This is a genomic window from Shewanella acanthi (assembly GCF_019457475.1).
In the GTDB taxonomy this organism is placed as follows: domain Bacteria; phylum Pseudomonadota; class Gammaproteobacteria; order Enterobacterales; family Shewanellaceae; genus Shewanella; species Shewanella acanthi.
This window is the reverse complement of sequence record NZ_CP080413.1, coordinates 2454085-2480286: the sequence shown is the minus strand read 5'-3', so window position 1 is coordinate 2480286 and position 26202 is coordinate 2454085. Positions and strand designations below refer to the sequence as shown.

Annotated in this window: 24 protein-coding genes; 16 read left to right on the top strand and 8 right to left on the bottom strand. The window is 46.6% G+C overall.

The window, feature by feature from the left end:
- Positions 1–150: 150 nt before the first annotated feature.
- The 4 genes from fabF (at position 151) to K0H61_RS10805 (ending at position 3819) form a co-directional block, all read left to right on the top strand.
- A complete protein-coding gene (fabF, locus tag K0H61_RS10820) occupies positions 151–1389 on the top strand; it encodes a beta-ketoacyl-ACP synthase II (RefSeq protein ID WP_220049212.1) in 1239 nt (412 codons plus the stop codon).
- 250 nt (positions 1390–1639) lie between these two features.
- Complete coding sequence (locus K0H61_RS10815; protein ID WP_220049210.1) at positions 1640–2005, top strand: hypothetical protein; 366 nt, start codon at positions 1640–1642, stop codon at positions 2003–2005.
- 116 nt (positions 2006–2121) lie between these two features.
- Positions 2122–2601, top strand: a complete 480-nt coding sequence (locus K0H61_RS10810; RefSeq protein ID WP_220049209.1) for an acyl-CoA thioesterase — start codon at positions 2122–2124, stop codon at positions 2599–2601.
- A gap of 342 nt (positions 2602–2943) precedes the next feature.
- The gene (locus K0H61_RS10805) at positions 2944–3819 is read left to right on the top strand and encodes an NAD(P)-dependent oxidoreductase (RefSeq protein WP_220049207.1); all 876 of its coding nucleotides are present in this window, start codon (positions 2944–2946) and stop codon (positions 3817–3819) included.
- An 86-nt stretch (positions 3820–3905) separates the two neighbouring features.
- Here K0H61_RS10805 and K0H61_RS10800 read toward each other — a convergent pair whose 3' ends face one another.
- Positions 3906–4754 carry a D-hexose-6-phosphate mutarotase gene (locus K0H61_RS10800; RefSeq protein ID WP_220049206.1) on the bottom strand — a complete coding sequence of 283 codons (849 nt, stop codon included), beginning with the start codon at positions 4752–4754 and terminating at the stop codon, positions 3906–3908.
- A gap of 224 nt (positions 4755–4978) precedes the next feature.
- On the opposite strand from K0H61_RS10800, the gene K0H61_RS10795 reads away from it, so the two are divergent.
- On the top strand, positions 4979–6769 hold the full coding sequence (locus K0H61_RS10795; RefSeq protein WP_220049205.1) for an acyl-CoA dehydrogenase C-terminal domain-containing protein: 1791 nt from the start codon (positions 4979–4981) through the stop codon (positions 6767–6769).
- 197 nt (positions 6770–6966) lie between these two features.
- Positions 6967–7950, top strand: a complete 984-nt coding sequence (locus K0H61_RS10790; RefSeq protein ID WP_220049204.1) for a patatin-like phospholipase family protein — start codon at positions 6967–6969, stop codon at positions 7948–7950.
- A 158-nt stretch (positions 7951–8108) separates the two neighbouring features.
- On the opposite strand, the gene asnB is transcribed toward K0H61_RS10790, so the two are convergent.
- From asnB to purM, 5 genes are all read right to left on the bottom strand, one after another.
- Entirely contained in the window at positions 8109–9773 is a 1665-nt protein-coding gene (gene asnB / locus K0H61_RS10785) for an asparagine synthase B (RefSeq protein ID WP_220049203.1), read from the bottom strand.
- A 458-nt stretch (positions 9774–10231) separates the two neighbouring features.
- Positions 10232–11905: a M28 family metallopeptidase gene (locus tag K0H61_RS10780; protein ID WP_220049202.1), complete on the bottom strand. Its 1674-nt coding sequence runs from the start codon at positions 11903–11905 to the stop codon at positions 10232–10234.
- Between the two features lie 271 nt (positions 11906–12176).
- Positions 12177–12923, bottom strand: a complete 747-nt coding sequence (locus tag K0H61_RS10775; protein ID WP_220049201.1) for an HAD-IIA family hydrolase — start codon at positions 12921–12923, stop codon at positions 12177–12179.
- 226 nt (positions 12924–13149) lie between these two features.
- Positions 13150–13794 carry a phosphoribosylglycinamide formyltransferase gene (gene purN, locus K0H61_RS10770; protein WP_220049200.1) on the bottom strand — a complete coding sequence of 215 codons (645 nt, stop codon included), beginning with the start codon at positions 13792–13794 and terminating at the stop codon, positions 13150–13152.
- Positions 13794–14831, bottom strand: coding sequence for a phosphoribosylformylglycinamidine cyclo-ligase (gene purM, locus K0H61_RS10765; protein ID WP_220049199.1), 1038 nt, complete (start codon positions 14829–14831; stop codon positions 13794–13796). Before purM ends, purN begins: the two co-directional genes overlap by 1 nt.
- A 325-nt stretch (positions 14832–15156) precedes the next feature.
- Between purM and upp the strand changes: the two genes are divergently transcribed.
- Entirely contained in the window at positions 15157–15783 is a 627-nt protein-coding gene (gene upp / locus K0H61_RS10760) for a uracil phosphoribosyltransferase (protein WP_220049198.1), read from the top strand.
- Between the two features lie 83 nt (positions 15784–15866).
- On the opposite strand, the gene K0H61_RS10755 is transcribed toward upp, so the two are convergent.
- Positions 15867–17186: a Na+/H+ antiporter family protein gene (locus tag K0H61_RS10755; RefSeq protein ID WP_220049197.1), complete on the bottom strand. Its 1320-nt coding sequence runs from the start codon at positions 17184–17186 to the stop codon at positions 15867–15869.
- A 374-nt stretch (positions 17187–17560) separates the two neighbouring features.
- On the opposite strand from K0H61_RS10755, the gene K0H61_RS10750 reads away from it, so the two are divergent.
- Positions 17561–18166 (top strand): peroxiredoxin C, encoded by a 606-nt coding sequence (locus K0H61_RS10750; protein ID WP_220049196.1) that lies wholly within the window; start codon positions 17561–17563, stop codon positions 18164–18166.
- A 78-nt stretch (positions 18167–18244) separates the two neighbouring features.
- Here K0H61_RS10750 and rnt read toward each other — a convergent pair whose 3' ends face one another.
- On the bottom strand, positions 18245–18934 hold the full coding sequence (gene rnt, locus K0H61_RS10745; protein WP_220049194.1) for a ribonuclease T: 690 nt from the start codon (positions 18932–18934) through the stop codon (positions 18245–18247).
- A 141-nt stretch (positions 18935–19075) separates the two neighbouring features.
- Between rnt and motY the strand changes: the two genes are divergently transcribed.
- The 8 genes from motY to ybgF all read left to right on the top strand — a co-directional run bounded on the left by motY (position 19076) and on the right by ybgF (position 26195).
- A complete protein-coding gene (gene motY / locus K0H61_RS10740) occupies positions 19076–19945 on the top strand; it encodes a flagellar protein MotY (RefSeq protein WP_220049192.1) in 870 nt (289 codons plus the stop codon).
- Between the two features lie 984 nt (positions 19946–20929).
- The gene (gene ybgC / locus K0H61_RS10735) at positions 20930–21331 is read left to right on the top strand and encodes a tol-pal system-associated acyl-CoA thioesterase (RefSeq protein WP_220049191.1); all 402 of its coding nucleotides are present in this window, start codon (positions 20930–20932) and stop codon (positions 21329–21331) included.
- Positions 21321–22007: a protein TolQ gene (tolQ, locus tag K0H61_RS10730; RefSeq protein ID WP_220049190.1), complete on the top strand. Its 687-nt coding sequence runs from the start codon at positions 21321–21323 to the stop codon at positions 22005–22007. The genes ybgC and tolQ overlap by 11 nt, the downstream gene beginning before the upstream one ends.
- Positions 22007–22441 (top strand): protein TolR, encoded by a 435-nt coding sequence (gene tolR / locus K0H61_RS10725; RefSeq protein WP_220049189.1) that lies wholly within the window; start codon positions 22007–22009, stop codon positions 22439–22441. The genes tolQ and tolR overlap by 1 nt, the downstream gene beginning before the upstream one ends.
- Positions 22442–23491 (top strand): cell envelope integrity protein TolA, encoded by a 1050-nt coding sequence (gene tolA, locus K0H61_RS10720; RefSeq protein ID WP_220049188.1) that lies wholly within the window; start codon positions 22442–22444, stop codon positions 23489–23491. It abuts the gene before it with no gap.
- A gap of 9 nt (positions 23492–23500) precedes the next feature.
- Positions 23501–24829: a Tol-Pal system beta propeller repeat protein TolB gene (gene tolB, locus K0H61_RS10715; protein ID WP_220049187.1), complete on the top strand. Its 1329-nt coding sequence runs from the start codon at positions 23501–23503 to the stop codon at positions 24827–24829.
- Positions 24830–24876: 47 nt separating this feature from the next.
- Positions 24877–25410: a peptidoglycan-associated lipoprotein Pal gene (gene pal, locus K0H61_RS10710; protein WP_220049186.1), complete on the top strand. Its 534-nt coding sequence runs from the start codon at positions 24877–24879 to the stop codon at positions 25408–25410.
- Positions 25411–25433: 23 nt separating this feature from the next.
- On the top strand, positions 25434–26195 hold the full coding sequence (ybgF, locus tag K0H61_RS10705) for a tol-pal system protein YbgF (protein ID WP_220049185.1): 762 nt from the start codon (positions 25434–25436) through the stop codon (positions 26193–26195).
- Positions 26196–26202: the final 7 nt, after the last annotated feature.

Here is a 26202-nt window from a genome sequence, read left to right as displayed (position 1 = left end):
ATTCTGCATTTGTGCCATTCATTTATCTCTGGATCTCAAGGTCTTTTTCCAAGAGATAGTCGCCGCAGATTGGCGAGTCCTGTAAATGATAGAAAATCCCGTTTTTATCTGTCATAACTTTATCTATTTAGCATTCAAAAGGTGACTGCCGTGTCTAAACGTCGTGTAGTGGTAACCGGTTTAGGATTAGTAACCCCCGTTGGGAACACCGTCGATACAACTTGGAAAGCACTGCTTTCGGGTACAAGTGGTATCGCACCTATAACAAAATTTGATGCCAGCGAATTCACTACTCGTTTTAGTGGTTCGGTAAAAGATTTTGATGTCGAGCAGTTCGTATCGAAAAAAGAAGCCCGAAAGATGGACCTCTTTATTCAGTACGGTATGGCTGCTGGCATCCAAGCTATCCAAGACTCGGGTCTGGATATGAGTAAAGAAAACCCAAGTCGTGTCGGTACTGCCATTGGTGCGGGTATGGGCGGTATGTGGCTAATTGAGCAAAACCACAATGCAATGCTGTCTGGCGGCCCGCGTAAGATTTCTCCGTTCTTTGTGCCAAGTACCATCATCAATATGATTGCAGGTCACCTGTCTATTATGTACGGCATGACGGGTCCTAACTTCGCTGTCACCACGGCCTGTACAACTGGCGTACATAACATTGGTTTTGCGGCGCGCACCATCGCCTATGGCGATGCCGATGTGATGATTGCTGGCGGCGCTGAAGATGTGACCTCTCCACTCGGTGTTGGTGGGTTCGGCGCGGCGAAGGCCCTGTCGACCCGTAATGACGACCCAACAGCAGCGAGCCGTCCTTGGGATAAAGACCGTGATGGTTTCGTAATTGGTGATGGCGCGGGTGTGATGGTGATGGAAGAGTACGAGCACGCTAAGGCGCGCGGCGCCACCATTTACGGTGAGCTGGTCGGCTTTGGGATGAGCGGCGATGCCTTCCATATGACATCACCACCAAGTGATGGTGCAGGCGCAGCTGCTGCCATGGTAAATGCCGTGAACGACGCTAAACTGCCATTCGATAAAATTGGTTATATCAATGCCCATGGCACATCGACTCCTGCGGGCGATAAGGCCGAAGCCGCGGCGGTAAAATCGGTGTTTGGCGACCACGCCTATAAATTACTGGTGAGTTCAACCAAATCGATGACGGGTCACCTGTTAGGCGCTGCGGGCGCAGTCGAAGCGATTTTCACGTTACTGGCGCTTCGCGACCAAGCGGTGCCGCCAACGATTAACCTCGATAATCCGGATGAAGGTTGTGACTTAGACTTTGTTGCCCACACGGCTCGCGACGTTACCTTGGAATATGCTCTGTGTAACTCTTTTGGCTTTGGTGGGACAAACGGCTCATTGCTGTTTAAGAAGGTCTAAGCTAAGTCGATGACTTTTGTTAATCCAGATTAAAGAACAACGAAATAAATGCGCCTCAGGGCGCATTTTTTGTTTTCGAATTAAGGCGCTTATTTAGATGAATTATGAATCAAAGAGTTGGGTGTTATCATGGGGTAAATTAAAAGCTAAACATCTGATCTCCTACTGATTAACCTTTGTTCATCCAGCTTGTAATCAAGGTTTTACACCCAATAATCTCAGGTAACTCCATAACGTAAGGAAGCCTGATATGTTAAATCCCATCGTTTTCCCCTTCGCCCTGATGATAGGCGCCATAACTGCAAATCTAACTGAACTTATCCGAGGTGACAGTAAGCATTGGCATCCAACACTAGAGATTGGCAGCAAAACATTTACAGTGGCAATCATTGCCTATGTCGTTGTTTGGTTTGCGCTGCTAGTCACCGCTATTCACATAGGAGATAGTGGTTTTGCTGCGGGATTTACGATTATTGGATTATTTATGGCGGGGCTTGGTGGTTATCAGAAATTACGTGCAACACGTTTCCTTAATTCAAACGCACAGCTTTGGCTCTACCGTTTGGCATTGCCCAGTTTCTTAGCCAGTTTCACGCTTATTGGCTATTTTGCTTGAATGGGTGATATCAACCAATTCAATCGGAATTATCCTTACGCAATTAGGGATTTCTATCGTAAACTCAGCTCATTGCAACAAATGATTCGGCCCTAAGGCAGTTAAGTTGAGGTTATATGGCAGGTGTAGATAGACAAATTACCCTAAGATTTTTGTCTGAACCCGCGGATGTGAATTTTGGCGGTAAAGTGCACGGTGGTGCCGTGATGAAATGGATTGACCTTGCGGCCTATGCTTGCGCGGCGGGCTGGAGTGGTAAGTATTGCATTACTGCCTATGCAGGTGGCATTCGTTTCGTACAGCCCATTTTGGTGGGTAATATTGTCGAAGTCAGTGCCAAGGTCATATACACCGGCAAAACCTCTATGCACATTGGTATCGATGTGCGCGCGGGCGATCCTAAGGTGTCCGAGCGTCAGTTAACGACCCATTGTATCGTTATCATGGTGGCGGTGGATGAAAACGGTCAACCAACGCCAGTGCCAGAATGGGTGCCACAAACTGAGCAGGATATTCACCTACGTGATTCGGCGCTGCGTTTGATGGAAATGCGTAAGAAGATTGGCGCTGAAATGGAAGCCCATGTACAGAAGTAAGAGCTGTTTACACCGTTAACATTGTTTAAATGTAAACAAGGGCGCCTAGTGCGCCTTTGTTGTTTGTTTCACTTTCACTGTTGCTTTGCGCGAAAAGAGCGTTTGCCCGTGGGGGCATTTTTACCCTGACGTGATTATTTGCCAGTGATAAACTCCGTTCAATATTTTTACCACAGTTGTTAAAGCGAATTACGCCTGATTTGAAACACTTGCTAGCATTTTTTAGTTTGGCTAGGTGTATTCTCGGCGTAAGATAGCCGCGCAAACCTCTGGCAGCGCACGCGTGTCTGACAGGTTTGACTAGAATCGTTCCACTTCGAATTAAATTAAGGAATTCCCTCCATGGCAAAAGTTGCATTCATTGGTTTAGGTGTAATGGGTTATCCCATGGCAAGGCATTTACTGCAAAAGGGCCATGAGGTTACCGTTTATAATCGCACTTTTGCTAAGGCGCAGGCTTGGGTTGAAAATTACGGCGGCCGCTGCTGCCCAACGCCAAAAGAGGCGGCCGTAGGCCAAGACATCGTGTTTACCTGTGTGGGTAATGATAACGATCTGCGTGAAGTGGTTTTAGGCTGCGAAGGCGTTATCCATGGTATGGACAAGGGTACAGTGCTCGTTGACCATACAACGGCCTCTGCCGATGTGGCCCGTGAACTACATAAAGTGTTGGCTGAGAAGGGCATCGATTTTCTGGATGCGCCAGTATCAGGCGGTCAAGCGGGCGCTGAAAACGGCGTTTTAACCGTTATGATCGGTGGTGAGCAAGCGGTGTTTGAGCGTGTTAAGCCAGTGATTGAAGCCTTTGCTCGCTGCGCCGAGCGTTTAGGTGAGGTGGGAGCGGGTCAGTTAACTAAAATGGTCAATCAAATCTGTATTGCAGGTGTGGTGCAAGGCTTAGCCGAAGCGCTGCAATTTGCCCGTAAAGCGGGTCTTGATGGCGAGAAAGTGGTCGAGGTTATCAGCAAAGGCGCGGCGCAAAGCTGGCAGATGGAAAATCGTTACAAAACCATGTGGGGTCAAACCTATGATTTTGGTTTTGCGGTTGATTGGATGCGTAAGGATTTAGGTATTGCGCTTGAAGAAGCCCGTCGCAATGGCTCGCATTTACCGCTGACGGCATTAGTCGACCAATTTTATTCTGAGGTGCAATCCATTGGCGGTAATCGCTGGGATACTTCAAGCCTATTGGCGCGTTTCGAGAAGACCACGAAATAATGTATTTATCTTACTAGGTGATTGAATTAAAAAGCCCAGAATAAGCACTGGGCTTTTTTTATGTGTCATTTCAGAAAATGAATCTATTAGTCTAGCCAGCGAATATGGGTCACTAGGGTATGACTTTCGCCCGGTGCGAGAATCAGTTTGTCCTCTAACACATTAGCCGCCTCTAGACACACCATGGTCAGGTAATCATCATCATTAAAGCGCGCCAAGCGCTGGGATTTATCAATCCAAGGGTTCCATAATACCGCCGAGTGGCTATTTTCACGGCTGACCTCAATGATGCCCTGTGGAGTATGCAGCTGCTGCACTAAGGTTAAATCGGTGTATACCCGGTCGGTTTCACGGGTAAATGTCACCTCATCGGTGGTTTGAGGGTAAGGGCCCTCGGCAAACTCGATATATTTAGCCCCTTCAAAACCCGTGGCCCTTAACTGGTGGATATCCTGAATCGGGAAGTAAGTGTGCAGTGCTTGGGTGATGGTTACAGGCACCTTATCTAAATTGGTGTTCACTAGGCTAATACTTAGGCTGTCTCCTAAGGTGAAAAGCACTTTTACTTGTGTGTTGTGAGGCCAATAGACACAGTCTTCTTCTGTTAGCGTCAGGCTAAAGCGTAAATCTACAAGCTGACCACGCATCTCCACCGAATCCAGTGTCCAAATACGGGTTCTGGCAAATCCGTGCTGCGGAAAGTCAGGCTCGCTACTCATACCAAACCATGGCCAACAGACAGGCACGCCACCGCGAATACCATTACCCGGCTGATAATCATCAGCCGATGACACCCACAGCAGTGGCGGTTTACCTACGGGTTGAAAATGCTCAATTTGCGCGCCCTGCAAAAATATTCTGGCTTCACAGAGGTGAGTATTTACCTCAATGTATTCGAGCCCATTGGCGTGCGTTTTAGTTGTAACAGAACCCATAGTCACAAAATCCTCAACCCTAATGACAAATAGAAATACAGACACTTAGCTTACAAACTTTTGCCCACGAGCATAAGGCCTTGTTGCGATCAATTTACGAATTTGTGGGATAAATCCGTAACAAATAATAAAGGCTTAAGTTGACACTACTTTCTTTTTCATTAGATTTCGCTACAGTGGTCAGAGCTCTAAGATAGAAGCAGATTAGAAAAAGGGAAGCCAATATGCCTGTGTACCAAGCGCCGCTGCGCGATTATCAATTTATCCTCGATGAACTCCTTCATATTTATCAACAAAACGAGCTTCAGGGTTTCGATGAAATCGACCCCGATCTGGTTGATGCGATTCTTCAGGGGATGGCAGACTTTACGACTGAGGTCATGTTACCTCTAAACAGTGTTGGCGATGTGCAGGGTTGTAAATTAGTCGATGGTAAAGTGGTAACCCCCGAAGGGTTTGCCGATGCTTACCAGCAATTTGTTGAGAATGGTTGGCCGACACTGACCTGCGATCCTGCTTTTGGTGGCCAAGGTCTGCCCGAAGTGGTCGGTATTTTTGCGACCGAAATGCAAACTGCGACTAACATGGCTTTTGCCATGTACCCCGGCCTGACCCATGGCGCCTATTCAGCCATTCATACCCATGGCAGCGATGCTCTTAAAAACAAATATTTAAGCAAGTTGGTAAGTGGTGAGTGGACAGGCACCATGAACCTGACTGAATCCCACGCGGGTACCGATTTAGCCCTTTTGCGAACCAAAGCCGTACCTGCTGCTGAGGGTTATTTTGCGATTAGCGGTGAGAAAATCTTTATCTCTGCGGGTGACCATGAACTTGCTGAGAACATCGTTCACTTAGTACTTGCCCGTTTACCAGACGCACCTGAAGGTGTGAAGGGGATTTCCCTTTTTGCCGTGCCTAAATATCGGGTGAATGCCGATGGCTCTTTGGGCGAAGCCAATAGCCTGTATGCGAGCGGCCTTGAGCACAAAATGGGGATCCACGGAAACTCGACCTGCGTGATGGTGTTCGATGGCGCCTTAGGCGAGCTCGTTGGTGAGCCGCACCAAGGCCTTCGCGCTATGTTCACTATGATGAACCAAGCTCGTTTAGGCGTAGGTGTTCAAGGTCTTGGTGTATCCGAAATCGCCTATCAAAATGCGCTTGCCTACGCAAAAGACAGATTACAAAGCCGCGCGCTGAGTGGCGCTAAGGCGCCCGAAAAGGCCGCGGATCCGATTTTGGTTCACGGTGACGTGCGCCGTATGCTGCTTTCACAAAAAGCCTTTAATGAAGGAGCCCGTGCCTTAGTGGGTCAGCAAGCGCTGTGGCTCGATGAAGCCGAGCGTCACAGCTCTCCCGAGAAAGCCAAAGTCGCTTCCCAATTAGCGGCCTTGTTCACTCCAGTGGTGAAGGGCTTTATCACGGGCCGTGGTTTTAATGCCTGTGTGGATGCGCAGCAAGTGTTTGGTGGCCATGGATATATCCATGAGTGGGGCATGGAGCAATTTGTGCGTGATTGCCGTATTTCGTTGATATACGAAGGCACAAATGGTGTACAGGCACTGGATTTAGTGGGTCGTAAGTTATTAAGCGATCGCGGCGCGGCGATGCAGCATTGGTCCGAATTAGTGACGGCGTTTATTAAAGCGCAAAGCAGTAATCCCAAAATGCAGCCCTATGTTGGCGCCTTAATGGAATGTGCGGCCGACCTGCAAAAGGCCAGCACTTATATCGCTACGAATGCGGGTAGTAATCCTGATATTATCGGTGCGGCGTCGATGGCCTATCTTGAGCTCTTTGGTGTTACTGCCTTAGCTTGGATGTGGGCACGTATGGCGGCTGTGGCGTTAGACGCGATTGAGCAGGGCACGTCAGATAACGCGTTTTATCAGTCAAAACTCAAAACAGCGGATTTCTACATGGCTTACTGGGCAGTACAGAGCCGTAGCCTGCGTAAACAATTGGAACTTTCGAGTGAGATGTTAACCTCAGTCGATGAGTCTATTTTCTAATCCATTTGGATTGAATTGGCATTCATCAAACTGTGAACCATTAAAAACCAGCGCTTATATCAAATAAGGGCTGGTTTTTTATTATATCCACATGGGTTTTAATAGATTTTATCTTTTAAATCGATAGATATTCTTCGTTTTTAACTTTTAAGCTAGGTGGCTAGACTGAATTTACGATTCACAAACCAGTTATTGCCATGCCGCTAGTTGTTTCTAATACCCCATCTCTTGATGCTGAAAAGTCCGCAAAAGTGGCCTTAGTGGCTGAGGGCGGCGGCCAGCGTGGGATTTTCACCGCGGGAGTATTAGATGCCTGGTTAGAAGCCCAGTTTGATCCCTTCGATATGTTCATTGGAACCTCTGCGGGCTCGCAGAATCTCACTAGCTTTCTGGCTCGGCAAAAGGGCTATGCTAAAAAACTCATTCGCGGGCTTACTCGCCATAAACGTTTTTATCAACTCGGGCGTGGTTTAGTAGGTGCCAATATTGTTGATTTAGATTGGTATTTTGAGCAGACTAGTCGCGGCAGCTTTAAATTGGATTTAGCCGCAGCAAGTCAATCCTTAGGACAGCGGGAGCTGTTTATCTCAACGACTAATGCCAGTGATCGTAAGGCATACTTCTTTAGCCCGCAGGGGCGGCAGCATTGGCGTGAGTTGTTAAAAGCCTCCAGCGCCTTACCTTTCTTATACAAGCAGGGCGTGAAATTAACCACTTGGTTTGAGCGCGAAGCTGCTAACAGCAATGATATCGGCGTTAAAGAGGCGATGGAGCAGGTTTATCTCGATGGCGGTTTGGCCGCACCATTACCTGTGATGGAGGCATACCGTCGCGGCGCCCGTAAGATTGTGGTTATCCGCACCGTAAATGATGGTTTTGCGCTGCAATCGGTCTGGGTTCATAAACTCAAAGCGTGGATCTGCGGCTCATCCTTTTGTCCAAGGACGATTGATTATTTAGTGCAGCATGAAAGGGCCTATCAGGCGGAACTTGATTTTATGGCCAATCCCCCTGCGGATGTGGATATAGTACAAGTGTTTGCAAATGACACGCTGCAAAGTAAGCTGCTCGGGAGCAGCGATGCAAACTTAAGATTTGATTATCAGCAGGGGCTTAAGGCGGGCAGACAATTTTTGGCGAGCAGTCATTTAGCGCATAGTCTGTTATCACAGGCGGTGTAGTTGGATGGAGGTTGACGTCGGCGGTTAAGGGGAGTTTAATCCGTCATTTTGATTTGCAAACTTAAGAAAATCTAAAGCCACCCAAGGGTGGCTTTTGTGTGTTTAAAATCTAGCTATTGAAAAGTATTTATTAGTCACTTGTGATAAGTGGTTTGGGATTAGTAACTTGCCGCATGCACAGAGCGAACGGCACGGCCCGAAGGGTCGATAATGCCGCGAAGGCTTTCATCCCACGCCAGTGCCTCTGGGGTAGAGCAGGCTACTGACTTACCCCCTGGAACCGTTTCTGCTGCACTTGGCAGTGGGAAATGTTCCTCAAAGAAGCAGCGATAGAAATAAGCTTCCTTGGTTTCAGGGGTGTTGTATGGGAAGCGGAATTTGGCGTTTGCCAATTGTAAATCATCCACTTGCGCCGCCGCATGTTCCTTCAAGCCATCAATCCATGAATAACCTACACCGTCACTAAATTGCTCCTTCTGACGCCATGCGACTTCTTTTGGCAATTTATGTTCAAAGGCTTGGCGCACTATGTGTTTCTCAATGCGGCCATCCTTAGACATTTTGGCTTCTGGGTTAATACGCATTGCCACATCCATAAACTCTTTATCGAGGAAGGGCACACGGGCTTCGAGTCCCCAAGCCGCCATGGCTTTGTTGGCGCGCAGGCAGTCGAACAGGTGCAGTTTATCCAGCTTACGGACTAACTCTTCGTGGAAGGCCTGGGCGTTTGGCGCCTTGTGGAAGTATAAGTAGCCGCCAAAGAGCTCATCAGCGCCTTCGCCCGATAACACCATCTTAATGCCCATCGCCTTGATTTTACGCGCCATTAAGTACATTGGCGTCGCGGCGCGGATAGTCGTGACATCATAGGTTTCGAGGTGATAAATCACTTCTTTAATCGCATCTAAGCCTTCTTGGAAGGTAAAGTTAATTTCATGGTGAATCGTACCGATAGCATCGGCTACTTTTTTTGCCGCGACTAAGTCTGGTGCGCCTTTTAAGCCCACGGCAAAAGAGTGCAGCTGTGGCCACCAAGCGCCGCTTTGATCGTCATCTTCAATACGGCGTTTAGCAAAGGTTTGGGTAATGGCCGAAATCACCGAGGAGTCTAAACCGCCTGACAGCAGCACACCATAGGGCACATCTGACATCAGTTGGCGTTTTACGGCCGCTTCGAGTGCGTCACGTAGCTCTTCTTGGCTCGCGCCGTTATCTTTAACCGCATCATAGGATTGCCAATCACGGGTGTAATACTTAACGGGCTCTACATCCTTCGAGTAGAGGTATTGGCCGGGTTGAAATTCTGCCACGGTTTTACACACCGGCATCAGGGCTTTCATTTCCGATGCCACGTAAAAGTTACCCGCCGCATCACGCCCTGTGTAGAGTGGAATGATGCCCATATGATCGCGGCCGATGAGGTAGGCATCTTTAGCTTTATCGTAGAGTACGAAGGCAAAAATGCCGTTTAATTTATCTAAAAATTCAGTGCCATATTCTTGATACAGCGCCAGAATCACTTCGCAGTCGGAATTGGTTTGGTAGCTGTATTTATCACCCAGTTGGGCTTTAAGTTCTTTGTGGTTATAGATTTCACCGTTAACGGCTAAGATAAGGCTGCCATCTTCAGTTAACAGTGGCTGGGCGCCATGTTCAATATCGACAATCGCCAAACGTTCATGGGCAAGAATAGCTTTATCGCTGGCGTAAATGCCTGACCAATCTGGGCCGCGATGACGCAGTAATTTTGACATTTCCAGTGCGACTTGGCGCAGTTCCTTCGCATCGGATTGAATATCGAGAATCGAAAAAATAGAACACATAACGCAACTCCTGACCACAGTATTAGATTTGAGGTAACTCAATTGAGTATCAATGTGCCAGTGATTTTTCGATTTGCCAAATGTTATTTTTGCGTTTTTATCTAAAACTGTATCAAATTAATGATTTTGATCGTTGTTATGTCATGCTTTAAATTAATTATATTCAATAAATCCTGTTTGTTTTTAAATTAATAACAATTGGAGGAGTGCTGTGTTGAAGGACTTTGGTGAATTCACAATGGATGTGAACTAAGTGACAATTCGCAATTTTGGATTAAAAACCTAATCAAATTTACAGATACTACCCACTGATTTAGTTCGTTTTTTAATCTAACCGAATTTAATATGAATGAAAATATCGTTTAAACCATTATTGAAAGCGTCAGTTAAAGCATTAAAAAACAAAAGGCACAGAACTCGCTGTGCCTTTCAGAGGGGAACTTGTCAAAATAACTGAGTTATTTAGTTGCGCCTGCTAGTTCCGTTTTCGCGGGGCGAAGGCTATTGAACTCAGTGCCTGCATAGTAACCCGGCCAATCTTGGCTGTTACCAAGAGTACGTGTGACTTGATAGTAAACTTCCAAATCTTGAATGGCGCCACTTAAGTCCCATTCTTCGTGGTACTCGTCGCACACATTGTGATAGCAGCCCTTCATGGTCGCCTGCATTTGGGTTTTGTAGTTGGCAGTCGCTTCATCCACGGGCTCGCTACCGCCACCCGCAAATACCGCAGGGACACCTAACTTAGCAAAGCTGAAGTGGTCTGAGCGGAAAAAGCCACCGTTTGCCGGATTTTTTTCTGCAGTGGCCACACGATTTTGACCTTTAACCGCATCCTCAAGGTAGCGCTCTAACTCAGACTTACCCTTGCCGACGATAGTAAAATCCTTGGTTTTACCGAAGATATTGGTGCTATCAAGGTTTAACACTGCAACGGTTTTATCAATAGGATAAATAGGGTTGGCGGCATAATGGCGTGACCCTAATAACCCTTGTTCTTCACCCGTAGTGGCGATAAAGGTCACTGAGCGCGCAAGGCCATGGCCCTGTTTGGCATTGTCGGACAGTTGTCTGGCGATTTCTAAAATACCAGCAATACCAGAGGCGTTATCCATGGCGCCGTTATAGATTTTATCGCCTTCTTTGGTGTCATCCATGCCAATATGATCCCAATGGCCGGTAAACAGGATGTGTTCATCCGCTTGCTGATTGCCAGGAAGGGTGGCGACTACGTTGTAGCTATTGGCGTACTCGGCTTTATTTTTAAACGCGATATTGGCCGTTTGCTGAAGCGGTAAGTTAATCGGGCTGTCGGCGGCGCGTGCCATGAGATTCGGCAATTGTAAGCCGGCCTTATCGAAAAATTTCATCGCAGTATCGAGGGTCAGCCAACCTTCAACCTGTACTCGGCTGTCTTGCTCGGCTTTGCTGAGCACTAAGTCTTGCTGCGGCCCTGTCCAGCTGTTTTCCACGACTGACCAAGGGTAAGCCGCAGGCTCAGTATCGTGGATGATCAGAGCGCCCAGCGCACCTTGGCGGCTGGCTTCTTCAAACTTGTAGCTCCAACGACCGTAGTAAGTCATGGCTTTGCCATTGAACTTGCCCGAATCAGGGCGAGCAAAGCCCGGGTCATTCACGAGGATAACGGCGATTTTACCTTTCATATCCAAGTCTTGGTAATCGTTCCAGCCGTATTCTGGGGCGTTGATACCGTAGCCAACGAACACGAGCGGCGCGTTTTGGATATCGACGCCACCGTTGTCATGACGGCTCGATACTACGATGTCCTTACGGTATTGGAAGGGGAGATCCGCAAGGGTGATTTGTTGGTTTTCGTCGGCTGTGTAGGTCACCATAGGTACTGGCTGTAAAAAGCTGCCTTGGAAGGCACCTTTTAGTCCCATGTCGGCAAACGCTTTAGAGAGATATTCCAGTGTGAGCTTTTCACCGTGGGTGGTTGGCGCACGGCCCTCAAATTCGTCTGAAGACAGGGCTTTTATATCGTTTCTAAAACGAGTCTCGTTGATTTGAACGGGTTTGAGTTCTGTTGCGGCTTGGATTTCAGTCTCGGCCGAATTTGGGCTACAGGCACTAAGAAGGGCAAGCGCGCACAGGGGCGTTAAACGTCGCATAGGTTAATCCTACTGTTATTGTTTGTGCTGATTTTTAGTCTAAATATGATGAATTTAGACGGTACTTTAAGGCGTATGCGGGCCTAATGATGAAGCAAGCTGCGAGGGGGCACAAGCTAAGTCGATTCGTAAATGTGTTACTTAATGTTGCTTGGCTTTTATGGCTTGGACAGTGTTACTCAAGTTATCTTGGTGAGGTTTTTGTCAAAAGAAGCATCACTGCATGACATGACTTGGGCATTTATACCCAAGCCGTTCACATCGCAATAAATTAGACCACGTCAATATCGCCAGCGCAGGCGAATACGTGATTCGGGCGGAAGGGCTCTTTATCGATATCTTCAACTTTACTGACGCCACTGGTCACTAAAATGGTTTCAAGCCCCGCTTGAAAGCCAGCCAAAATATCAGTGCGCATATTGTCACCAATAATCACGGTATTTTCAGAATGGCCATCGATATGATTTAGCGCCGAGCGCACAATCCAAGAGCTGGGTTTTCCGACATAAAAGGGCTTTTTACCCGTAATGCGTTCAATGGGCGAGCAGAGTGCGCCGCAGGCTGGACTGTAAGCTGGGCCATGGGTGTCGGGGTTTGTGGCAATAAAGCGGGCGCCATTGGCCACAAAGCCCGCGGCCTTATGGATCATGTCCCAGTTGTAGGAGCGGGTTTCGCCCACAATCACAAAGTCGGGGTTAATATCGGTAATAGTAAAACCGGCTTTATATAGCTCATGGGTGAGGGCCCCTTCGCCTATAACGAATGCTTTGCTACCTTGTTGATGTTTTAAAAAGTCAGCGGTCGCCATGGCCGAGGTGTAAAAGCATTCCTCAGGGATATCAATACCGGCAGCACTTAAGCGGTTTTGCAAATCCTTTGCCGTTTGTACGGGGTAATTGGTTAAGATAACCAAGGGGTTACCTTGCTTTAAAATGCGCTCGATAAACTTGTCGCTGCCAGGAATTAATTTATTGTCGTGCAGTAGTACGCCGTCGATATCACAAATAATATTTTTCATCGAAAAGTCCCGTATCGATTTAATGCTAAGGCGCTTGCTATGATCTCGAGCGCCTCATTTTAATGTCCTGTGAATGCCGAACTTGAAAAAGCCTTTAGGTTATCTAATGCCAACTTACCTGAGAAAACAATCCATTTAAATGAATAGGCATAAAAAAAGAGACCCTAGGGTCTCTTTTTTATTCTGCATGCTAACAATGACGTGAGTACAGTTTTGGTTTGGAAGCTTAATCGGGAGCGTAGCCGCTCGGTCCGATTAAGTTACCGTCGAGATAGGCGTTGCCATCTTGCATCTTTAGGCGCTGATGGCTGAACCATTTCACCACTAATGGGTAAATGGCATGCTCTTGTTCGTGGACGCGAGCAGCCAGAATCTCTGCGGTATCTTCTTCATAAACAGGGACTTTAGCCTGCAAAATCACAGGGCCTGCATCCAGCTCTGGCGTCACAAAGTGCACACTGGCGCCGTGTTCCGTTTCCTTCGCGTCAATGGCGCGCTGGTGGGTTTTTAGCCCAGGGAACTTTGGCAGTAGCGACGGATGAATATTGATCATGCGACCTAGATAACGGTTCACGAACTCGTCGGTCAGAATACGCATAAATCCAGCCAATACAATTAAATCAGGTTGGTATTTTTCAATCGTCGCCGTTAAGCGTGCATCATAGTCAGCGCGGGATTCGCCTTGGTGCGCTATCACGCAGCTGGTATCAACTTCACTGTGGTGGGCACGAACAAGGCCATAGGCATCGGGATTATTACTAATTACACCGACCACATCGGCCTGCAAGTTATCGTCACAACCATCGATAATCGCTTGAAGATTACCGCCATTGCCAGAAATTAATACTACTACACGACAGCTATGAGGCATTACAGGATCTCCACTTGCTCTTCATCGCCTTGGCGCTCAGCGATAGCACCGATTAACCATGCGTTCTCGCCTTCAGCGGCCAATAGTTCAAGGGCAGCGTCAACTTTGTCGGCTGGAAGCGCTACGATCATACCAACACCACAGTTGAAGGTGCGGTACATTTCGTACTCGGCAATGTTGCCGTTTTCCATCAGCCAGTTGAACACCGCAGGCCACTGCCATGAATCACCTTGAATAACTGCTTTGCAGTGTTCAGGCAGCACACGAGGGATGTTTTCCCAGAAACCGCCGCCAGTGATATGGGCCATTGCATGAACGTCAGATGCTTCGATAAGCTTAAGCAATGATTTAACATAAATTTTAGTAGGTTCTAACAGGTGTTCAATCAATGGCTTGCCATTGAGGTCCTGTTGAGGATCCGCTTGGCTCACTTCTAATACTTTACGTACTAAAGAATAGCCATTTGAGTGTGGACCACTTGAGGCTAGCGCGATTAGCGCATCGCCAGCAGCCACTTTGCTACCATCAATGATGTCGGCCTTTTCAACCACACCCACGCAGAATCCTGCGAGGTCGTAGTCTTCACCTTCGTACATGCCTGGCATTTCAGCGGTTTCACCACCGATTAATGCACAGCCTGATTGGAAACAACCTTCGCCGATACCGTTAACGACAGAGGTCGCAGTTTCAACATCCAGTTTACCAGTTGCGTAGTAATCGAGGAAAAACAGCGGCTCAGCGCCTTGAACGATCAGGTCGTTCACACACATTGCCACTAAGTCGATACCGACTGTGTCATGTTTTTTGTAATCGATAGCTAAACGCAGTTTAGTACCAACACCGTCGGTGCCAGACACTAATACAGGTTGCTTGTACTTAGTGGGTAATTCACACAGTGCGCCAAAACCACCTAGGTTGCCCATTACCTCTGGACGACGGGTACGTTTAACAGCCGCTTTGATGTTACTTACCAGTGCATTACCAGCATCGATATCAACGCCGGCATCTTTGTAGCTCAGTGGGGTAGGAGTGCTCACGGAGGATCCTCTCGGGTACATCGTTATTGGATTTTTATGCGGCCGTATTCTATCAGTTTGTGCTAGTGGTCGAAAGTCATGATTTGGATTAATCCTGAATGCGAGATTATTTTTGGCGTAACCTTCGCCATATCGGTCTTGCTCCGTATGTCGATTGCTCATTTATTGATACCTTAGCGACCGTATCTTAAGCGATCGAGGCCAAATCTTGGGATATTGCTCACGATTAGCTCGATTAGCAAAACTATATATTTTACCCAGTAAACAAATCATCTAAACTCTGAAAAATTTGCCTGAGAAATAACGCGAACAGTAGGAGAGAAAAATGAAAGTTGTTGAGGTTAAACACCCGTTAGTGCGCCATAAAATTGGTTTAATGCGCGAAGGCGACATCAGCACTAAACGTTTCCGTGAGCTCGCCGCAGAAGTGGGCAGCTTATTAACCTATGAAGCGACCGCAGATTTCGAAACTGAAACTGTGACGATTGAAGGCTGGAATGGTCCAGTTGAAGTCGACCAAATCAAAGGTAAAAAAGTGACCGTTGTGCCTATCCTGCGTGCGGGTTTGGGGATGATGGACGGCGTGTTAGAGCATATTCCAAGTGCGCGTATCTCTGTTGTGGGTATCTACCGCGATGAAGAAACATTAGAGCCAGTGCCTTATTTTGAAAAGCTTGCCAGCGACATGAACGAGCGTATCGCGCTGATTGTTGACCCAATGCTGGCAACCGGTGGCTCTATGATCGCAACCATCGACCTGTTGAAAAAACGCGGTTGTACTTCTATTAAAGCGCTCGTCCTTGTTGCTGCGCCAGAAGGTTTAAAAGCGCTAGAAGCGGCTCACCCCGATGTCGAGCTTTACACCGCTTCTATCGATAAGTGCTTAAACGAGAAAGGATACATCCTGCCTGGTTTAGGTGATGCCGGCGATAAAATTTTCGGTACTAAATAAGCCAATCAATGCTAGCAAATAATAAAGGGAGCCTGGGCTCCCTTTATTATTTGTACACGTAAGCTCAAAAGAGACTATTCGATTTAGAGCACCATTGCGGCAATCCAGCCGAATACTAATAGTGGAATATTGTAGTGAATAAAGGTTGGAATAACGCTATCGCGGATATGATCGTGCTGGCCGTCGGCATTAAGCCCCGATGTTGGGCCTAAGGTCGAATCCGATGCTGGCGAGCCCGCATCACCGAGCGCGGCCGCTGTGCCCACCAAAGCAATCGTGGCTGGCACTGAAAAACCAAAGCTTAACGCTAGCGGCACATAAATCGTGGCGATAATTGGGATAGTCGAAAATGATGAACCAATCCCCATGGTAATGAGCAGTCCGACTAATAACATCAAAAATGCCGCCAACGCCTTATTGTCACCAATAATGGCACTTAATGACGATACTAGCGTGCTAACCTCACCGGTTTCTTTGACCACAGCGGCAAAACCCGCCGCGGATATCATAATAAAGCCAATATTGGCCATCATCCGCACGCCTTGATTGAAAATATCTTGATCGGCGACGTGCTTGAGTGCACCGGAAAAACTGAAAATCATAAAACCAACGAGGGCACCGAAGATCATTGAGTCGGTTTCGAGTTGTACAAATAGGGTTGCCACTATGGCAATCGCGGCGATTATCATATTGCGTTTGTTTAGTGCTTCCTCGGGCTCAGCGAGTAGAACCTTTTGTTCATCGTAGGCGCGGGGCTTACGGTAACTAAAAAAGACAGCCGTTATGAGCCCAAGCAGCATGCCGGCGGCAGGAATAAGCATTGAAGGTGGAATTTGTTCACGTACTGCTTCTAAGCCGTTACTGGTTAGGTTCGATAACAGAATATCGTTTAAGAAAATGCCACCAAATCCAATGGGCAATATCATATAGGTGGTGACAAGGCCGAAGGTAAGGACGCAGGCAACCAAACGACGATCGATATTGAGTCTGGTCATCACATGCAGCAGCGGAGGCACTAAAATGGGGATAAAAGCGATATGAATGGGCAGAATATTTTGTGATGCCATAGACATCGCCAGCAGTGCCAGCAGCAGTAACCAACGTACCCATTTGGTATTGGTCGCGTTTGGATCTTGACCTAAGCCTTTAATGATAGCGTTAGACAGTAGTGTGGTTAAACCTGAATGGGAAAGGGCGACAGCAAATGCGCCGAGCAGGGCATAACTCAGGGCGATTTGGGCTCCACCACCTAGACCTGTGTTAAAGGCATCGATAGTTTGATGTAATTCCATACCGCCAACCAAACCGGCAACGAGGGCACTCACGGTAAGGGCTATGACCACGTTCACCCGAGCTAAACTCAGGGCTAACATCAAACAAACAGCGATTACGACTGCATTCATAGGCGAAATTCTTAATTATGTCATCCAAAAGGGCTATTTTTGACTGCAAAAGCCTAATCTGTCCAGTTTACAAATGGGATATCTTAAAAATATCTGAAAATGTGAAAATGAGGATTTTTTAGTGTTACGTTAATGTGTTGACATGCTTATAGGATAGGCAGTTTGCTGTATCGTTGAGCAGTGGTGGTTAATTTGCCTTGAAAATTGTGATAATGCTCTTAAATAGGTTGTCAGGCAGAGTGCACGACTTATAATGCCTAAAGATTTGATTGGTAAGCATGCGCATAGGATTGATTGCTATGTGGTTGCATTACATATTCAGTGCTAATGTTTACTCTAAAATAGATAGTTCAACTCATAGATGGAGATATTAAATGAGCGTATTAGTAGGCCGTCCGGCTCCTGATTTTACTGCTGCAGCTGTTTTAGGTTCAGGCGAAATCGTTGATAGTTTTAACCTGACTGCGGCTATCAAAGGCAAGCCAGCGGTAGTATTTTTCTATCCACTTGACTTCACTTTCGTTTGCCCATCTGAGTTGATCGCTTTCGATCACCGTATGGAAGAGTTCACCAAGCGTGGTGTTGAAGTGATCGGTGTTTCTATCGATTCTCAATTCACTCACAACGCATGGCGTAACACCCCAATCGAAAAGGGCGGTATCGGCCAAGTGAAATACACCTTGGTTGCTGACGTTAAGCACGACATTTGTAAAGCATACGATGTTGAGCACCCAGAAGCGGGCGTGGCTTTCCGTGGTTCATTCCTCATCGACAAAAATGGTATGGTACGTCACCAAGTCGTTAACGATCTGCCATTAGGCCGTAACGTTGACGAAATGCTGCGTATGATCGACGCACTGCAATTCCACGAAGAGCATGGCGATGTTTGTCCAGCGGGTTGGGAAAAAGGTGACAAAGGTATGAATGCAAGCACTGAAGGTGTTGCTGCCTACCTATCTGAGAACGCAGGCTCTCTGTAATTTTTTAATTATCTGGTGTACAAAAAAAAGCTGCCTTAAGGCAGCTTTTTTATTGCTCTAATTACAGCCGCTTAATATTTACTCTTCGGCATTGTTTAACGTAGCATCCGTATCAGTTGCGTCTGCTTCATCATCGGCTAATAATGGCCAACCACCTAGGGATTTCCAGCGGTTAACTATGTAGCAAAAGAGTTCAGCGGTGCGTTCGGTATCGTAAAGGGCTGAATGTGCTTCTTTGTTATCGAAGGGAATGCCCGCCATAATGCATGCTTTTGCCAGTACAGTGTGACCAATGGCAAGGCCTGCAAGAGATGCAGTGTCGAAAGTGGCAAAAGGGTGGAAAGGTGAACGCTTTAAATCGTTACGTTCAATCGCCTTACTCACAAAGCCATGATCGAAGGCGGCATTGTGGGCCACGATAATACTACGATGGCAATCGGACGCCTTTTGGGCTTTTTTCACCGCCTTAAAAATTTCTAAAAAAGCTTCTTTCTCACTGACTGCGCCGCGCAGAGGATTGGTCGGGTCAATGCCATTAAAGGCTAATGCCTCGGGCTCAAGATTGGCGCCTTCAAAGGGCTCAATATGGAAGTGCAGGGTTTTATCTATCCCTAACATGCCCTCATCGTCCATTTTTAATAATGTCACAGCGATTTCCAGTAACGCATCGGTTTTCGCGTTGAAGCCCGCGGTTTCGACATCAATCACTACTGGGAAGTAGCCTCGAAATCGGTGTTTCAATTTGTTTGCGTTGCAGATATCGCTCATGAATGGATCCCAGTAAAATAGCAGGTCGCTATTATGCTAAATGAACTAGGATCTGTCATGTTTGATTGCTGGTTTTATGAGCTAAAGAAACTAATTTCTTTGCCGATAAATCCTAGTAATGAATTCTATCGAGAAAGGGCTATGTGGCGAAAACTGATATTAGTATCAATTTTGTGCGTTCCAGCAACGGCTATTGCAGAACTGCGCCACTATGTGGCCACTATGGGCGAATCCCAATGGCGCGTGAGCCAAAATACCCCAGTAGTTTGCCGCCTTGAACATGACATCCCATCCTATGGTAAGGCCATTTTCACTAGCGAAGCAGGTAAAAAACTTAATCTCAATTTCACCTTAGATATGTGGGTGAAGCCCGATCAGGTGACCCAAGCTAAGTTAATGAGTCTGGCGCCAAAGTGGCGTCCAGGGGTGACCTCTAAAGAAATTACCTCCTTAAGTTACCAAAAGTATTTCAATGGTGAAGTGCCAAAGCGCGCGGCTTGGTCAATGCTGAACGAATTGAGCCGTGGTATGCAGCCGACTTTTTATTACGCCGATTGGTATAACCAAGCCGATAAGATAGCTGTGGGTTTATCTGCCGCTAACTTTAATCGTAAATACGCCGAGTTTAAAGCTTGTCTATCCCACTTATTGCCCTATAGCTTTGATGATATCGCCTTTACCGTGCTTAACTATGAAGAAGGTGGTACTGAACTAACGCGTTTTTCTAAACAGCAGTTAGATAAAGTAAAGGAATATCTCTCCTACGATTCTGACGTGGAGTTAGTGCTGGTGGATGCCTATACCGATAGCCATGGTGGCCGCTCAGTTAACCAAAAAGTGTCTGAAGAAAGGGCAAATTCAGTTAAGGATTTCTTCCTTGCTAGCGGTATTCCGCAGGACAGAATTTTAACCGCAGGTCATGGTGAACGTCGTCATGTGGCATCTAATGACGATCCTGAGGATCGTGCCTTAAACCGCCGAGTGGTGATCCGTTTGACTAAGCCAATGTAGGAATCTGAGTCGTTGTGAGAAATATGCTACCGTGATACTGCAGGTTCGCTGAATCAATGCCAAGTCAATGACTTGGCATTTTTTCATTTTCAGACTGTTGTTCTAATTAGCATTAAGCCTTGAACTGTTATTGATGATTGTTAAGTAAGGTGGTTGAATTTAGAGTAAAAAAAGCCCACTTAAAACTAAGTGGGCCGCAATAAAATGCATTTGCAATCAACAAATTGAAGGAAGGAAGTCAAGCATAAGAACCAAAAATGAAACTGCCGTTCAGAGAACACCAGTTTAAAAGTTCTTTGTTTCCATATCCGATTCGGATATCTCCTGAAAACAAGCACATTGTAGGGCTTGCATCGAAATGTAACAAACGAGAAAAATTGCCCATATACATTAGCAAAACTAATGATGGATAGGGTGAGCTAAATCACAAAAGTCATTATAACGTCCTAAATGTAATTGTATACCCAAAATAAGTGAATAAAAATGCACTTCATGATATTAGGGTTTGTTATTACTTTATTAAATTTGAACGCTGCCATAGAAAAGCTTATTTAAAGCAGGGAGTTGGAAAGGATATTTTTTCACTTAACCGCATGCAATTCTCCCAACTTCATTAGCCGTGCATGTCTAACAATCTAGACTGTGGTCTTAAATTGATAAGTATTTGTCATTAAGGTGAAGCTGCTGTGTAAACTGGGGCATGGAGTAAGCCATTAAGCCTCAATTTTGCGCTCGAGCTCGATAAAGGGGCTAATGTGAGCAATTTTGTTATAGGATGGCAATGGGCAGAATGGCCAAATTACAGTAATAAGCGTGAAGTTTGTTAATTAAAATGGCATGCGGGACAAAATTCTGATTTACAACTACCGAAATTAACCGCAAACCCGCGTTATTCCTATCTATATCTTTGTTGGGTCATTCACAAGTCTTGAATCACTAGGTATAGTAAGCGTCAATTTTTCAACCAAAATTTGCTGATTTCAAATGACGTTTAATTGGCCCATTTCAGTCTATTACGAAGACACCGACGCAGGCGGCGTTGTCTATCATTCGAACTACCTCAATTTTTTTGAGCGAGCACGAACCGAGTGGTTAAAAGCCCTAGGGGTAAGTCAGACTGCATTGTTAGCCGATGATACGGCGTTTGTGGTTAAGCGGGCGGAATTGGATTTTAAAAAAGCCGCGCGTTTTGAACAAAACCTCATTGTAGAAACGAGGGTTATCGAGTTGAAAAAGGCCTCGTTGGTATTCCATCAACGTTTGGTTGATCATCAAGGTGACTGTTATTGTGAAGGCACTGTGCTTGTAGCCTGTGTATCCCTATCACGTATGCGTCCCCGAGCTATTCCGTTAAATATTGTGCAGGAGTTTGACAGTGCAAGCTGATATGTCGATTGTTGGGTTATTTTTGCAAGCCAGTTTCCTCGTGAAATGTGTGATGTTCACGCTGCTGTGCTTGTCAATTATGTCATGGACGGTCATTTTACAACGCCGTAGCTTATTGGCATCTGCTAAAAGTAAATCGGCAAAATTTGAAGATAAATTTTGGTCGGGTGTGGATTTGAATCGCCTGTATAAAGAGTTATCTGCGCGTCCAGATAATACGGGTTTAGAATCCCTGTTTGTGACCGGTTTTAAAGAATACTCTCGTTTAAATAAATTAAACAGCAAAGTGCCAGATGCCGTAATGGATGGTACTGGCCGTGCAATGCGTGTGACCTTATCCCGTGAATTAGAGAAGTTAGAAGCCAATTTACCACTACTGGCAACTATCGGTTCGACTAGCCCTTATATCGGTTTGTTTGGTACGGTATGGGGTATTATGAATTCATTTATCGCGATTGGCTCAATGGAAAACGCAACCTTATCAATGGTTGCTCCAGGTATTGCCGAAGCCTTGATTGCAACGGCAATGGGTCTATTTGCGGCTATTCCAGCTGTTATTGCCTACAACCGTTTTGCTACCCAAGTCGAAAAACTGGAAATGGCCTACGCAAACTTTATGGAAGAATTCTCAAGTATCCTGCATCGCCAAGCGTACAGTGAGAAGGAAGGCGCATAATGCAAGTTGGTTATCAGCGTAAACGTCGTCGTCCCGTTGCCGAAATCAACGTAGTGCCTTATATCGACGTCATGCTGGTGCTGTTAATCATTTTCATGGTAACGGCGCCTATCGTGACGCAAGGGGTCAAGGTGGAATTGCCACAGGGGGCGGCTGAAAAGTTACCGACCGATAGCAAACCACCGGTTGTGGCTTCTATCGACGGTGATGGCACTTACTTTTTAAATTTAGGCGGCTCTAATAATGAAGAAATGGAATTAGAAGAGCTTGCAACGGCAGTCGCGGCATTGATGGTCACAGAGCCTGAGCGTCCAGTTGTGGTAAAGGCCGACCGAAATATTCCTTACGATAAAGTGATTCAGCTAATGGTAACACTGCAGGGTGCTGGCGTGCCTTCTGTTGGTTTGATGACGGATTCACCAAAGGAGAAATAGGTGGCGGATAATTCAAATGTTGCATTACCTCTGTCAGTTTCAGCAGGTATTCATATTGGGGTGATTATACTGTTGGCCATTGGCGTAGATTTCACCCATAAACCTGAACCTGTGCAACAAGTTAGCGCCCCTGCGGTACAAGCCGTGATGATTGATTCACAAAAAGTGGCCAATCAGGTTGAAAAGCTAAAGCAGCAAAAGCGTGATGAGGAGCGCCGCGAGCGTGATCGTCAAGCGGAGCTTGAGCGTAAAGCGCAGGAAGCAAAACAAGCACGTGAGCGTGAACAGGCACAACTTAAAAAGTTAGCCGAAGAACGTAAGCAGCAGGAAATTGAAACGCAAAAGGCTAATGAAGCGGCGAAAGCAGCCCAAGTGAAGCAGCAACAGGAAAAGGAAAAGGCGCAAAAGGCCGAAGCCGACCGTAAGCAAAAAGAACTGGAACGCAAAGTCGCTGAAGAAGCCGCTCAAAAAGCCGCTGAAAAGCGCAAGGTTGAAGAAGCCGCTGCAGCAAAAGCGGAAGCCGACCGCAAGCTGAAGGAAGAAGCAAAAGCTAAGGCTGATGCTGAAGCCAAGGCCAAAGCGAAGGCAGAAGCCGAGGCAAAAGCCAAAGCAGAGGCTAAGGCAAAAGCCGATGCAGAAGCGAAGGCCAAAGCAGAGGCTAAAGCAAAAGCGGATGCAGAAGCCAAAGCGCGCGCTCAGCAAGAACAGGAAATGGCCGATGCATTAGCGGCTGAGCAAGCTGCTTTATCACAAACGATGAATAAGCAGATGCAGAGCGAAGTGGGTAAATATACCGCCATGATTAAGTCGACTATTCAACGTAACTTAGTAGTTGATGAATCGATGCGAGGTAAAACTTGTACTGTGTCTGTGCGTTTAGCTAACGATGGCTTTGTGATCAGTGCGCAAACCCAGGGCGGCGATTCTAATGTGTGCCGTGCAACTAAGGCCGCGATTCAAAAAGCGGGTAAGTTGCCTGTCTCACCGGACCCAGCCGTTTATAACTTGATGAAAGAAGTTAACTTAATCGTTACACCTGAGTTTAATTAAAGGAGTCCCATGAAAACTTTGGCAAAATGGTTCGCACTGGCAGTGATGCTGTGCACTATGCCAGCAAAAGCAGCGCTGGATATTGTCATTACCGAGGGTGTGGACGCGGCGCGTCCCATCGCGATTATGCCATTCGTTTGGCAGGGTGCTGGTGCACCACCGCAGGCGATTGCCGATGTGGTGATGTCGGATTTAACCCGTAGCGGTACTTTTAAACCCCTGGATGAGTTAGCTCTGCCGCAACGCGGTATTGGTTCTCTCGCCCAATTCCAAGTTGGCTCTTGGGGTAATGTGGGTGCAGAAGCATTAGTTGTTGGTTCGGTTAAGCCCTATGGAGCAGACCAATATCTGGTGAGTTTCGATCTGATTGACTTAGTCAAAGCGCAGAACCAAGGCCTTAAGGGCGGTACAAGCGCGACTGAGTATTTGATGGATAGCCGCCAGACTGTTATTTCTGCAGCCCAGTTTCGCCAATATGGCCACCGAATTAGCGATATCGTTTATGAGAAACTGACCGGTACTCGTGGCGCATTCTTAACCCGTATTTCCTATGTCGTAGTTAACCATACGCAAAAAGCGGCTTATTCGCTAATGATTGCCGATTACGACGGTTATAACGAGCAAATGTTACTGCGCTCGCCAGAGCCGCTGATGTCACCATCTTGGTCACCCGACGGTCGCCGTTTAGCTTATGTTAGCTTTGAGAACAAGAAGGCTGAGATCTTCGTACAGGATCTCTACACCCAAGTGCGTACTAAGGTCAGTAGCTTCCCAGGCATTAATGGTGCGCCGACGTTCTCTCCCGATGGCCGCTCTTTAGCGGTGACGCTGTCGAAGGACGGTCAACCTGAGATTTACGTCATCGATATCGCCACAAAGGCAGCAAAACGTATTACCAATCATTACTCCATCGATACTGAACCATCTTGGTATCCTGATGGTAAGTCACTGTTATTTACCTCCGAACGCGGTGGTAGACCACAGTTATATCGTGTAGATTTAAATTCAGGCAAAGTGACCCGTGAAACCTTTGAAGGTGAATGGAATTTAGGGGGGTCTATTACCCCTGATGGTCGCAGCATGATTTTTGTGAATCGCACAAACGGTAAATTCAATATTGCACGTATGGATTTAAGTACGCGCTTTATGCAGGTGCTGACATCGACACGCTTGGACGAATCTCCAAGTGTTGCGCCTAACGGTACTATGGTGATCTATGGCACTACGTACCAAGGCAAGCAAGTATTGGCAGCTGTTTCTACGGACGGACGCTTCAAAGCGAGATTACCGGTAGGTCAAGGTGAGGTGAAATCACCTTCTTGGTCTCCGTTTCTCTAATGTATTAGTTTGAATTATTAACATTTAATTTTAAAAAGGAACATGTAATGGATCTGAACAAGTTGTTAAAAGCTATGTTGGTCGCAATTCCAGTTATGGCTATCAGTGCCTGTAGCTCAACTTCAGAATCAGAAACTGATGCAATGGGCTCTACCAGCGGCTCAGGTAGCGAGTATAATGGTGGCGTTCAAACTGGTGGTGTGGGCGGCATGTCTTCATTAGAAGAGCAACAACGTCAACAACTCGACCAATTACGTAAAGAACACATCATTTACTTCGATTTCGACCGCAGCGACGTTCAAACTGAATACGCAGCCGTTCTTGAAGCTCACGGTACCTACTTAGTAGAGCACCCAAGCGTACGCGTATTAATTGAAGGTCACGCTGACGAGCGCGGCACGCCAGAGTACAACATCGCTCTAGGCGAGCGTCGTGCTAAGGCTGTAGCGAAATACCTGCAAGGTATGGGCGTACAACCAAGTCAAATGAGCATCGTCAGCTACGGTGAAGAGAAGCCTCTCGATTTCACTCGTACCGATGATGGTTTTGCTAAAAACCGTCGTGCAGTTTTAGTTTACTAAGATTGAATAACGGAGAGTTATAGATGAAACGTGCCGTATTAATGACGGCAATGTTCTTCGGCGCAGGTGCTGCATTTGCAGCACCTGCACCTGTTGAAGATCTTGCTGGTGGTGGTTCTGGTTCTGGTGATGACAGACTTGCTCGTTTAGAGCGCATTGTAAAATCAAGACAACAAAGCGAAATTGACATGCAGCGTCGTCTCGATACATTGCAGCAAGAAGTACTCGACTTACGTGGTTTAACCGAACAACAAAATTATCAAATAGAGCAGATGCAGCAACGTCAGCGTCAGCTTTACGATGAAATTGCTAATTTATCCTCTAAAGCTGCGTCAGCTCCTGCAGCATCCACTCCAACAACACCTGCGGCTGCGACCGCAACGGCCAATGCAGCAGCCAGTAGCTTAAGCGAAACGGCAAGTTATGAAGGTGCTGTGAATCTGGTGCTCAAAGAACGTAAATACGATGAGGCTATTCCTGCATTTCGTTCTTTTATTAAACAATACCCAGATTCAGTCTATGCAGCGAATGCTAACTATTGGTTAGGTCAGCTGTTATTTAATAAGAGTGAGTTTGACGAGGCTAAGCAGGCTTTCAATACTGTAGTAACCCGTTTTAGTGATTCTAATAAACGCGGTGATAGTTTAGTGAAGCTTGGCATGATCGCCGAGAAAAAAGGTGATAAAGCCACTGCGATTCAATTTTATCAGCAGGTTGTGAATGATTACGCAAACAGCGCTGCGGCGCGAATTGCCCAGCAACAATTGGCTGCAATTAAAGCGTAATTAACTA

Bases quoted from the DNA above. Each gene is read 5' to 3' on its own strand.
- K0H61_RS10775 (WP_220049201.1), bottom strand. From the start codon at position 12,923: ATGAAAAATATTATTTGTGATATCGACGGCGTACTACTGCACGACAAT.
- ybgC (WP_220049191.1), top strand. From the start codon at position 20,930: ATGACGTTTAATTGGCCCATTTCAGTCTATTACGAAGACACCGACGCA.
- K0H61_RS10780 (WP_220049202.1), bottom strand. From the start codon at position 11,905: ATGCGACGTTTAACGCCCCTGTGCGCGCTTGCCCTTCTTAGTGCCTGT.
- tolR (WP_220049189.1), top strand. From the start codon at position 22,007: ATGCAAGTTGGTTATCAGCGTAAACGTCGTCGTCCCGTTGCCGAAATC.
- motY (WP_220049192.1), top strand. From the start codon at position 19,076: ATGTGGCGAAAACTGATATTAGTATCAATTTTGTGCGTTCCAGCAACG.
- K0H61_RS10795 (WP_220049205.1), top strand. From the start codon at position 4,979: ATGCCTGTGTACCAAGCGCCGCTGCGCGATTATCAATTTATCCTCGAT.
- K0H61_RS10790 (WP_220049204.1), top strand. From the start codon at position 6,967: ATGCCGCTAGTTGTTTCTAATACCCCATCTCTTGATGCTGAAAAGTCC.
- purN (WP_220049200.1), bottom strand. From the start codon at position 13,794: ATGCCTCATAGCTGTCGTGTAGTAGTATTAATTTCTGGCAATGGCGGT.
- rnt (WP_220049194.1), bottom strand. From the start codon at position 18,934: ATGAGCGATATCTGCAACGCAAACAAATTGAAACACCGATTTCGAGGC.
- K0H61_RS10805 (WP_220049207.1), top strand. From the start codon at position 2,944: ATGGCAAAAGTTGCATTCATTGGTTTAGGTGTAATGGGTTATCCCATG.
- tolB (WP_220049187.1), top strand. From the start codon at position 23,501: ATGAAAACTTTGGCAAAATGGTTCGCACTGGCAGTGATGCTGTGCACT.
- K0H61_RS10800 (WP_220049206.1), bottom strand. From the start codon at position 4,754: ATGGGTTCTGTTACAACTAAAACGCACGCCAATGGGCTCGAATACATT.
- K0H61_RS10755 (WP_220049197.1), bottom strand. From the start codon at position 17,186: ATGAATGCAGTCGTAATCGCTGTTTGTTTGATGTTAGCCCTGAGTTTA.
- K0H61_RS10810 (WP_220049209.1), top strand. From the start codon at position 2,122: ATGGCAGGTGTAGATAGACAAATTACCCTAAGATTTTTGTCTGAACCC.
- pal (WP_220049186.1), top strand. From the start codon at position 24,877: ATGGATCTGAACAAGTTGTTAAAAGCTATGTTGGTCGCAATTCCAGTT.
- ybgF (WP_220049185.1), top strand. From the start codon at position 25,434: ATGAAACGTGCCGTATTAATGACGGCAATGTTCTTCGGCGCAGGTGCT.
- upp (WP_220049198.1), top strand. From the start codon at position 15,157: ATGAAAGTTGTTGAGGTTAAACACCCGTTAGTGCGCCATAAAATTGGT.
- K0H61_RS10750 (WP_220049196.1), top strand. From the start codon at position 17,561: ATGAGCGTATTAGTAGGCCGTCCGGCTCCTGATTTTACTGCTGCAGCT.
- K0H61_RS10815 (WP_220049210.1), top strand. From the start codon at position 1,640: ATGTTAAATCCCATCGTTTTCCCCTTCGCCCTGATGATAGGCGCCATA.
- asnB (WP_220049203.1), bottom strand. From the start codon at position 9,773: ATGTGTTCTATTTTTTCGATTCTCGATATTCAATCCGATGCGAAGGAA.